Genomic DNA, 8921 nt, shown 5'->3' with positions numbered 1-8921 from the left:
ATAAAACCTGCCAAAATAAACCTGTCCCTAAATGGTAGGTTTTAGTGCTTGCCGTTGGCGGAGGCGGCACCGTTGACATGGTCGCGGGCATAGACCACGCCGTGCACGATGGCGAGACCGGCGGCGTCGGCCGCGCGGGCGCAGGTGTCATGGAAATCCTCGGCCTCGCGGGCGCGCAGCTGTTTAAGCACGTAGTCGGCGACGGCCATCTTGCCGGGAGGGTTGCCGATGCCGGTGCGGATACGGCTGAAGTCGCGGCTGCCCATCTTGTCGATGATGGAACGCAGGCCGTTGTGGCCAGCATGGCCGCCGCCCACCTTAACGCGCACGTCGCCGGCGGGAATATCGAGCTCGTCGTGGATTACGAGCAGCTCCTCGGCCTTGATCTTGTACTCGCGGCAGAGCTTGGAGATGGGACCGCCCGAGGTATTCATGTACGACTGCGGCTTGACCAGCACAATCTGGCGCTTGCCGCCATCTTCCTCGGGGTCGTTGATGTTGATGAACGCGATCTCGGCGCCGGCCTGGTTTTTCCAGTACGTGACGCCGGCCTGACGGGCCAAGTCGTCGATTGCCTTAAAGCCGGCGTTGTGGCGGGTCTCGGCATATTCCTCACCCGGGTTGCCAAGCCCGGCAACCATGCGAATCTTGAGCGGCTGTGCAGCTGCCATGTGCTTCCTTTCGTCGATTTGTCGTCTGCTATGGTGAGCGACCCCGTTACAGCTGTCAAATGGAGGGCGATCGAGGCTGTTTGGTGGCGTTTGGGCGGCCGCCAGAAGCCCAGGTGGGCAGTTTGTTCAGATACGTATAAAACACGAGCTATCGAAGCGCTCGATTCGATGCCGTAGTGCTGGTCGGTCGCTCCAACTGGTCGGTATAGTGCTGTTTTGAAGTCTGTTTTATTATCGAACAGGGCGAATTGCACAGAGTTGACGGCAAAACGGCTCGATCTGATGTGTCCATTTATACGTATCTGAACCAACTGTCCGCCCTTGCTCGGCAGTAAGTGTGCAATCCGGTTTTTAGACCGGCGCGAGGCCGATTCCAGCCCGCAGGGCGTTGAGCCAAGCGGCTTGACGCTTGCGATAACCCTTGATGCGATAGCGGAATCGAGCTCCCGCAAGTCGATGCATCGTCTGGGCGAAGGCTTCGAGTGCAACAAGGTCCTTCATTTGGTCACGATTGATAACCAGGACGTGGATACCCATGGCCTTGAGGCCATTGTTGCGATTCCCGTCGTGAATGCGAGCGTTTTGAAGCTCATGTCCAATTCCGTTGTATTCGTTGTCGACTCCGGCGGCCGGGCAATATAAGTCGCAGATGGCGTAGGGGATACCCGAGGACATGTTGACCGCAAGGGTATCGAAGTCGATTCTATAGTTGAGTAGCAGGCCTCCCATGGGCAGGCTGCAACATCCGAAACCGCCAAAACGCATGGGCGCGCCTAGGACGGCAAACATTAAGGATTCCGCTGGGGATGCGGATCCGGTGCGGGCGAGTTTAACGGCCGTGCGAAACGAGGCATAGGAGCTGCTTTTGGCGAACCGTGCGATTGCCTCGAGATCTTCGATGGTTGTAGCAGGTTCGCACTTGTAGTGTGCCTGTTCGTAACGGGCTTCGGCTTGTCCTTCGGGTGCCGGTTGGCTGCCCTGACAATCAAGATCGCCCATCGCTTCGAAGCCGTCGGCCTTGGGCCACGTATCGTCATAGGCGATGGGGTAGGTTGCCTCGGGCGGAAGGGAGTAGGTTCCGAGCAGCTCCATAAGGAGCATCAAGGTTTTGGCGACTGACTCATTTTTGGAACAAAGCATGGCCGTCATGGCGGGAGACGTAGCGTAGATGTCGGCTTCGATTCGCATGATTGCACTTTTTTGGGAAGCGTGGCGGAGAGAATGTGCTGGCGGAGTCGCTTGTCGGGACGCCTGTTGTCTTCGTTTGAAATGAGAAGATCAAGCGGTTCGGAATCGTCTTCATTCCAGGCGTCGAGGATCGAAAGCGCGCTAAAGTCTACCGCGTCATTATTGGGAATGCAGCCGGCTAGAGCTTGCGCCTGCTGTCCGCCGTCGATGGAGTCCCAAGGAAGGGCAGAGTATGCCCGTCGTGCGCGGCGAATTGCGCGGAGGGCGGAGAAATGTGAAATCACGGTGGTCATAGTTACAAGGTACTAAGCCGCTGGCGAAACGCGACTGCCATGCCGTTCTTTTCGCCCAGCGGGGTGCTGCGCGCCATGAACGGTCGGGTGTTAGGAAAACGGGGATATTACTGAGAGCTTGCGAGAAAGTGAGTCCCGCTGCTAATGTCAGCGATGGGTGTTGGACAGTTGGTTCAGATACGTATAAAGCAGCGTTTTGCTTGGGTATTTTCAGGGGCTTTTGAGGGCGAATGAAAGGCAAAGTGTGACGACTGCGCTCGAAAGCGTCGGGTTCGGGCTGTTTAGAGTATCCGTCGGCCATCTTCAGATGCCCTAAGAGGCTCATTAGGTTCTTAAATAAATACGTATCTGAACTAACTGTCCAGGGCGGGTTGGCGAGGAATAGAAAAGGGGCCGGAAGCGAGCTTCCGGCCCCTTTAAAAACACCAAAGATGATGCGATGCACGCTGGATTACAGCGCGAAGTCGCCGCCGACGAGCGTGGAGACGGGCTCTTCGTGGTAAACGGCGGAGATGGCCTGAGCGAACTCCTCGGCGACCGAGATGGTCTTGATCTTGCCGCCGACCTCGACGGGAATGGCGTCGGTGACGAGGCACTCGACAATCGGAGCGTCGTTCAGACGCTCGATGGCCGGACCGGAGAAGATGCCGTGGGTGGCGCATACGTAGATGTCGCCGGCGCCCATAGCCTTGAGCTCCTTGACGTTGGCGCACAGGGTGCCCGCGGTGTCGATCATGTCGTCGTTGATGACGCAGGTCTTGCCCTCGATATCACCGATGATGCCCATGACCTCGGCGGCGTTGTGGCGCGGACGACCCTTGTGGGCGATAGCGAGGCTGCAGCCGAGCATGTCGGACAGCTTCTTGGCGGCCTTGGCGCGACCCACGTCGGGGGAGACGACAACCAGGTTGTCGGTGCCGAAGTGCATGTTGTTGTAGTACTGGCCAAACAGCGGCAGTGCGGACAGGTGGTTAACCGGGATATCGAAGAAGCCCTGGATCTGACCCTGGTGCAGGTCGAGGGTGATGATGCGGTTGACACCGGCGCGCTCGAGCAGGTTGGCGACGAGGCGGGCAGTGATGGGCTCGCGCGGGCCGGCCTTGCGGTCCTGGCGGGCATAGCCGTAGTGGGTGATAACGGCGGTGATGGAGCGGGCGGATGCACGCTTGGCAGCGTCGGTGGCGATGAGCAGCTCCATGAGCATGTCGTTGACGTTGCCGCCGGCCACGGACTGAATCAGGAAGACGTCGGCGCCGCGGACGGTCTCGTCGTAGCGGGCGTAAATCTCACCGTTGGCGAACTGCTTTAGCGTAAGGCCCGAAAGCTCGACCCCAAGGTACTCAGCAATCTTCTGAGCGAGGGGACGGTTGGAGGAACCGGAATACACGCGGATGGACTTGCGCATATTCTCCGACTTCTCGGGATCATTAATCGGCATTACCCTTCTCCTTTATATCGAATGCCATATAGATGCCTTGTTGCATTGTAACCGCGCGGCGGGGTTTATCAGGTCTTGATAATGTCTTTACCGTCAACGGACACGAACCGACCACTCATCCGGTCGCGCAGGTCACAATAGAAAAAGGAGCCGTCCCCATGGGAACAGCTCCTTAGATGCTTGGTAAAACGTTATACCTCGTCGTCCTCGTGCAGACGGCGGCGATAATCGGCGGCCCAGCCCTCAATGTTTACCTGACGGGCACGACCCAGGCCCAGGGCGTCGGCCGGGACCGGCTCGGTGATGACGGAGCCGGCGGCCACGAGTGCACCGTCGCCAATCTGGGCGGGCGCGACCATCATGGTGTCGGAACCGATGAAGGCATCCTTGCCGATGACGGTCTTGTGCTTGTGCACGCCATCGTAGTTGCAGGTGATGGAGCCTGCGCCCACGTTGACGCCGGAGCCCATGGTGGTGTCGCCGATGTAGGACAGGTGCGGCACCTTGGAGCCCTCGCCGATCGTGGACTTCTTGATCTCCACGTGCGTGCCGGCCTTGGAGCCGTCGAGCATATGGGTGCCCGGGCGCAGGTAGGCGCGCGGGCCGCAGTCGACACCGTTCTCGATGACGGCCTCGATGGCGATGGTCTCATCGATGGTGCAGCCGCTGCCGACGGTGGTGTCGGTGAGGCGGCTGTTGGGGCCGAGCTGACACTCCTCGCCCACGGTGACGTGACCGACCAGATGCGTCTGCGGCCACACTATGGTGTCGCGGCCGATGGTGGCATCGGGGCCGATCCAAGCCTGCGTGGGGTCGATGAAGGTGACGCCCTCGGCCATCCAGTGCTCGTTGATGCGGTCGCGCGCGATGGCGGTGAGCTGGGCGAGCTGAATGCGGCTGTTGACGCCCAGGCCGTCGCGGTAGTCGTCGCAGTGGAAGATGGAGACAGCCTGGCCGTGACCCTTGAGGATTTCGAGCATGTCGGGCAGGTAGTACTCGGACTGCGCGTTGTCGTTGCCGATCTCGTTAATGTGGGCGGCAAGCTGCGCGCCGTCGAAGGCGTAGCAGCCGGCGTTGCACTCCAGCAGCGTGGCGGCCTGCTCGGGCGTGCAGTCCTTCTGCTCGATGATGCGCTCGATCTGGCCGTCGGCGCCCAGCTTGATGCGGCCGTAGCCAAAGGGGTCGGGCGGGGTCATGGTCATGACGGTGCAGGCGAGCTCGCCGGTGGCGACGGTTTGCGCGAACTTGGCGACGGTGTCGGCGGTGATGAGCGGCAGGTCGCCGTTGAGCACGACGACGGGGCCTTGCGTGATGCCGCAGGCCTCGAGCGCGACCTTTACGGCGTGGCCGGTGCCCAGGCGCTCGGTCTGCTCGACGCACTCGACCTTGGTGGCGCTGTTGGCGTAGGCACCATCGATGAGGGCGCGCATCTCGTCGGCGTGGCTGCCGATGACGACCACGACGCGGCTGCAGCCGGCCTTGATGGTGGCGTCGACGATCCACTGGACCATGGGCTTTCCCAGGATCTTGTGTGAAACCTTGCAGTGGTTCGACTTCATGCGGGTGCCCTCGCCGGCGGCGAGGATAATTGCGGTTGCGTCCATGTGATCTCCTGTTACGTTATAGAGACGTGTGTTTGGAAACGATACACGGCGCAATATGATACCGCAGGCATATGATGAGCGCGTAACGATTGATGCGCGATGGCCGATGCCGCTGCCGCCGGCGTGGTATTTGCGCTGGTTGTGTATGGCGGCGGCGCTGCGGCGTTGGCGTTTGAGCGAGGGATGGGGTGCCCGTGGATAATATGCGAGAGAGGTCGGCCATCGAGCCCGTCGCGGCATTTTCGATGTCGCATCCGGCGGTGCCGGCGCTCTACATGGTGCTGGCGCTAGGGCTCACCATGTTCTCGATGCAACCGGTACTGATCGCGCTGTCGCTTGCGGGCGGGCTGGCGTACGGGTTTGCGACGCGCGGCACCGCGCGCACGTTGGGGGCGCTTCGCTGGCAGCTGCCGGTGATTTTGATCATCGCGGTTCTCAATCCGCTGTTTAGCGCCTCGGGCTCGACGGAGCTGTTTCGTATTGGCATGCGTGCGGTGTATCTGGAGAGCATGGTATACGGCCTGTGCATGGGTGGGCTGTTTGTGGCGAGCGTGCTGTGGTTTGAGGCCGCGGCGTCGATGCTTGGCTACGACAAGGTGCTTGCGCTTTTGGGCAACGCCGCTCCGGTGATCGCGCTCATGATCTCGATGTGCATGCGGCTTATCCCACAGTTTTTGCGCCGCGGCCGCACGGTGCTGGCGGTGCAGGACGCGATCGATGTGTCGGGGCGCGCGCCCACCGATCCCGTGCGATCGCGCCTGCGGGCGTCGACCGTTTTGATGGGCTGGGGCATGGAAGATTCGCTTGAGCGCGCGGACGCCATGCGCTCGCGCGGGTGGGGCGCCGCGACTCGTCGCACGACGTACGCGCGGTATCGGCTGGCGTGCGGCGACGCTGCCGCGCTGGTTGGACTTGCGGCGTTTGGTGCCGCCGCGGTGGCAGTGGCATGGACCGCGACAGCGCAGTATTCGTTTTACCCGCAGCTTTCGGTGCCCGCGCCGTGGCTGGGCTATGTCGTGTATGCTGCCTGGATGGTGCTGCCCTGCGTGTTGCATGCGATCGATGAGAAGAGGTTTGGCTGATGGCTCGGTTGGATAGGGGCCCGGTGTCGGGCGCGGCGTCTGGCCCGGATATGCCGGCGATTGAGGTGCGGAACCTGAGCTTTGCCTACCCCGGGGCTGATGCTGCGGTGCTCGAGCGGCTCGACTGGTCTGTTCCCCAAGGCGCATTTGCGCTGCTTGTTGGCGGTACCGGATCGGGTAAGTCGACGCTGCTGTCGCTGCTCAAGCCCGAGATCGCTCCGACGGGCGAGCGCACTGGCGAACTGCTCGTGCTGGGCGAGGACGTTGCCGACATGGACGTGCGCGCGTCTGCGGAGCGCGTGGGCTACGTGTTTCAGGACCCTGAGAACCAGATTGTGTGCGAGACCGTGTGGCACGAGATGGCGTTTGGCCTGGAAAATCTGGGTGTGTCGCGCGACGAGATGCGCCGCCGTGTTGCCGAGACCAGCTATTTCTTTGGTCTGGAGGACTGGCTGCATCGCGATACCGATACGCTTTCGGGTGGCCGCAAGCAGCTGCTGTCGCTTGCTGCCGTCCTGGCGCTGCGTCCGCGTGTGCTGCTACTCGACGAGCCCACGTCTCAGCTCGATCCCGTTGCCGAGAAGAATTTTCTGCACGCGCTGTTTCGCGTGAACCGTGAGCTGGGCTGCACGGTTATTGTGGCTACGCATCAACCGCGGCCGATGCTCGAGTATGCGACGCGTGCGTACCAGATTGAGGGCGGTCGCGTGAGAGATGTGGTTGACCGGGCGAGTTTGGGTAGTCGCGAGGGGCTTTTGGCTTTGGACTCTTGTCGGCCCACTCAGGGGGCGGCGACGAGTGCGGCGGCAGCTATTCGCGAGGGCTGGTTTCGCTACGATCGCGCGGGCGGTTGGGTGCTGCGTGGGCTCGATGTGACGTTTTCAGCCGGCGCGGTGCATGCGGTCGTGGGCGGAAACGGCTGCGGCAAGTCGACGATGCTCTCGGTGCTGGCCAAGACGGCTAAGCTGCAGCGTGGCCGCATGGTGCGTGGGACGGCTTCGGCGGCGCTGCTGCCACAGAATCCCAAGGCATTGCTGGTCGCCGAAACGGTGCGCGACGAGCTGATGGAATGGGCTTCGGCCTGCGGATACGACGAGGCCGCAGCACAGGAGCAGACAGCGCGCCTGGGCCTGGCGGGCTTGGAGACGCGTCACCCGTACGATCTTTCGGGCGGTCAGCGCCAGCTGCTTGCGTTGGCAAAGCTGCTGTTGATTGGTCCGGAGCTGCTGCTGCTTGATGAGCCCACCAAGGGCCTTGATCTGGCAAGTCGCTGCATTATCGCCCGAGCCCTGCGCGAGCATGCGCAGGACGGCGGCACCGTCGTCATTGCCACGCACGACTTAGACTTTGCCGAGCAGGTATCCGACGACGTCGCCATGATGTTCGACGGCGAGATCGCCTGCATGGAGCCTCCGGCAGATTTCTTTGCCGACAACGTGTTCTACAGGGCGTGATGGGATGACGGATCATCGCGCCCCGCGCCTACTCACAAAAATGGAGATTCCGCTGCTCCTGGTGGTGCCGGCAGTGATGACTGCGGCGTTGCTGGCGGGCATTGAGCAGGCGGCGCTTGCCATGCTGGTTGTAGTGGCGCTCGTGCTCGCGCTGTTCTTTGCGGGCTATGAGACATCACGTCCAGGCCTGCGCCAGATTATGCCCACGCTGGTGTTGGCGGCGCTGGCCGCGGCGGGCCGCATCTTGTTCGGCCCCATTCCCGATTTTAAACCCGTGAGCGCTATCGCCATTATCGCGGGGGCCACGTTGGGTCGACGCAACGGCTTCATGGTCGGTGCGCTGGCGGCGCTGACCAGCAATTTCTTTTTTGGACAGGGCATGTGGACGCCATGGCAGATGTATGCCTGGGGCCTGGTTGGCTATGTTGGCGGTGCGCTGGCGCATGCGGGTGCGTTCGACCGTGCGGATGGAACCGTGCGCATGCCGGCGCTGATGGCGTACGGCTTTGCCTCGGGCTTGCTGTATGGCGTCGTGATCAACGCGTATGACATCATCGGTTTTGTGCAGCCGCTCACCTGGGCAGGCGCTGCGGCGCGTCTTGCTACGGCGGTGCCGTTCGACATCACGCACGGACTCGCGACCTGTGTGTTTTTGGCCGCCCTGTACAAGCCCTGGTGCCGCCGCATCAACCGCGTCGTCGTGAAGTACGGGCTGTAGCGGCGATTGCGCCGGGGCGAGAATCAATACTGCCTTGGTGTCATATCAAAACTATGCCGGTTTACGGGGCTAGATTGGCGCAGGCCGATCATACCGGCATTTTTCGAAAATAGACGAGCCGTCTACCTGCGGTTTTATTTCGCTCGAATTGCGTGTGGTTAGGGATCTGAGATCCAGCCCCGTAAACCGGCATAGTTTTGGAATGGCCGGTTGATATGACGGGCATCATGGCCCTCAGAGAGTCAATTGATCCGTTTTCTTCCGTCCCGAGACGTCCCCAGGGAATCGGTTGACGGCGCTCGCCACGAAACTGGCCCATCTACTACGTTTAGCCCAACACCCCCAAGCACAACCGCGTTTTATGAAAAACCTCAGGCTTTCTACCTGCGGTTTTCTTTTTGCGTTGTTCGCTGTGGTTGAGGGTAGTGGTTTAAACGTAGTAGATGGGCCGATTTCGTGGCGGGTGGGTCGCG

8 protein-coding genes are annotated in these 8921 nt (G+C 61.3%); 4 read left to right on the top strand and 4 right to left on the bottom strand.

The window, feature by feature from the left end; genetic code table 11:
- Positions 1 to 41 precede the first annotated feature (41 nt).
- The 4 genes from pth to glmU all read right to left on the bottom strand — a co-directional run bounded on the left by pth (position 42) and on the right by glmU (position 5194).
- Positions 42 to 671, bottom strand: a complete 630-nt coding sequence (pth, locus tag SFLMC1_RS07635) for an aminoacyl-tRNA hydrolase (RefSeq protein ID WP_187323906.1) — start codon at positions 669 to 671, stop codon at positions 42 to 44.
- A 351-nt stretch (positions 672 to 1022) separates the two neighbouring features.
- Positions 1023 to 1859 carry an endonuclease domain-containing protein gene (locus tag SFLMC1_RS07630; RefSeq protein WP_226814278.1) on the bottom strand — a complete coding sequence of 279 codons (837 nt, stop codon included), beginning with the start codon at positions 1857 to 1859 and terminating at the stop codon, positions 1023 to 1025.
- A gap of 744 nt (positions 1860 to 2603) precedes the next feature.
- Positions 2604 to 3590 carry a ribose-phosphate diphosphokinase gene (locus SFLMC1_RS07625; RefSeq protein ID WP_152074456.1) on the bottom strand — a complete coding sequence of 329 codons (987 nt, stop codon included), beginning with the start codon at positions 3588 to 3590 and terminating at the stop codon, positions 2604 to 2606.
- A 191-nt stretch (positions 3591 to 3781) separates the two neighbouring features.
- Positions 3782 to 5194, bottom strand: a complete 1413-nt coding sequence (gene glmU, locus SFLMC1_RS07620) for a bifunctional UDP-N-acetylglucosamine diphosphorylase/glucosamine-1-phosphate N-acetyltransferase GlmU (RefSeq protein ID WP_152074457.1) — start codon at positions 5192 to 5194, stop codon at positions 3782 to 3784.
- A 203-nt stretch (positions 5195 to 5397) separates the two neighbouring features.
- On the opposite strand from glmU, the gene SFLMC1_RS07615 reads away from it, so the two are divergent.
- The 4 genes from SFLMC1_RS07615 to SFLMC1_RS07600 all read left to right on the top strand — a co-directional run.
- Positions 5398 to 6276, top strand: coding sequence for an energy-coupling factor transporter transmembrane component T family protein (locus SFLMC1_RS07615; protein WP_152074546.1), 879 nt, complete (start codon positions 5398 to 5400; stop codon positions 6274 to 6276).
- Positions 6276 to 7730, top strand: coding sequence for an ABC transporter ATP-binding protein (locus tag SFLMC1_RS07610; protein WP_187323905.1), 1455 nt, complete (start codon positions 6276 to 6278; stop codon positions 7728 to 7730). The genes SFLMC1_RS07615 and SFLMC1_RS07610 overlap by 1 nt, the downstream gene beginning before the upstream one ends.
- A 4-nt stretch (positions 7731 to 7734) precedes the next feature.
- Positions 7735 to 8448 (top strand): DUF6580 family putative transport protein, encoded by a 714-nt coding sequence (locus tag SFLMC1_RS07605; RefSeq protein ID WP_152074458.1) that lies wholly within the window; start codon positions 7735 to 7737, stop codon positions 8446 to 8448.
- Positions 8449 to 8737: 289 nt separating this feature from the next.
- Positions 8738 to 8921, top strand: a 184-nt coding sequence (locus SFLMC1_RS07600) for a hypothetical protein (RefSeq protein ID WP_222838055.1), incomplete at its 3' end; no start/stop codon positions are given.

The organism is Collinsella aerofaciens (genome assembly GCF_901212495.1).
GTDB classification, from domain to species: domain Bacteria; phylum Actinomycetota; class Coriobacteriia; order Coriobacteriales; family Coriobacteriaceae; genus Collinsella; species Collinsella aerofaciens_H.
The sequence above is the reverse complement of the archived record's forward strand: the minus strand, read 5'-3'. Positions and strand labels throughout refer to the sequence as shown.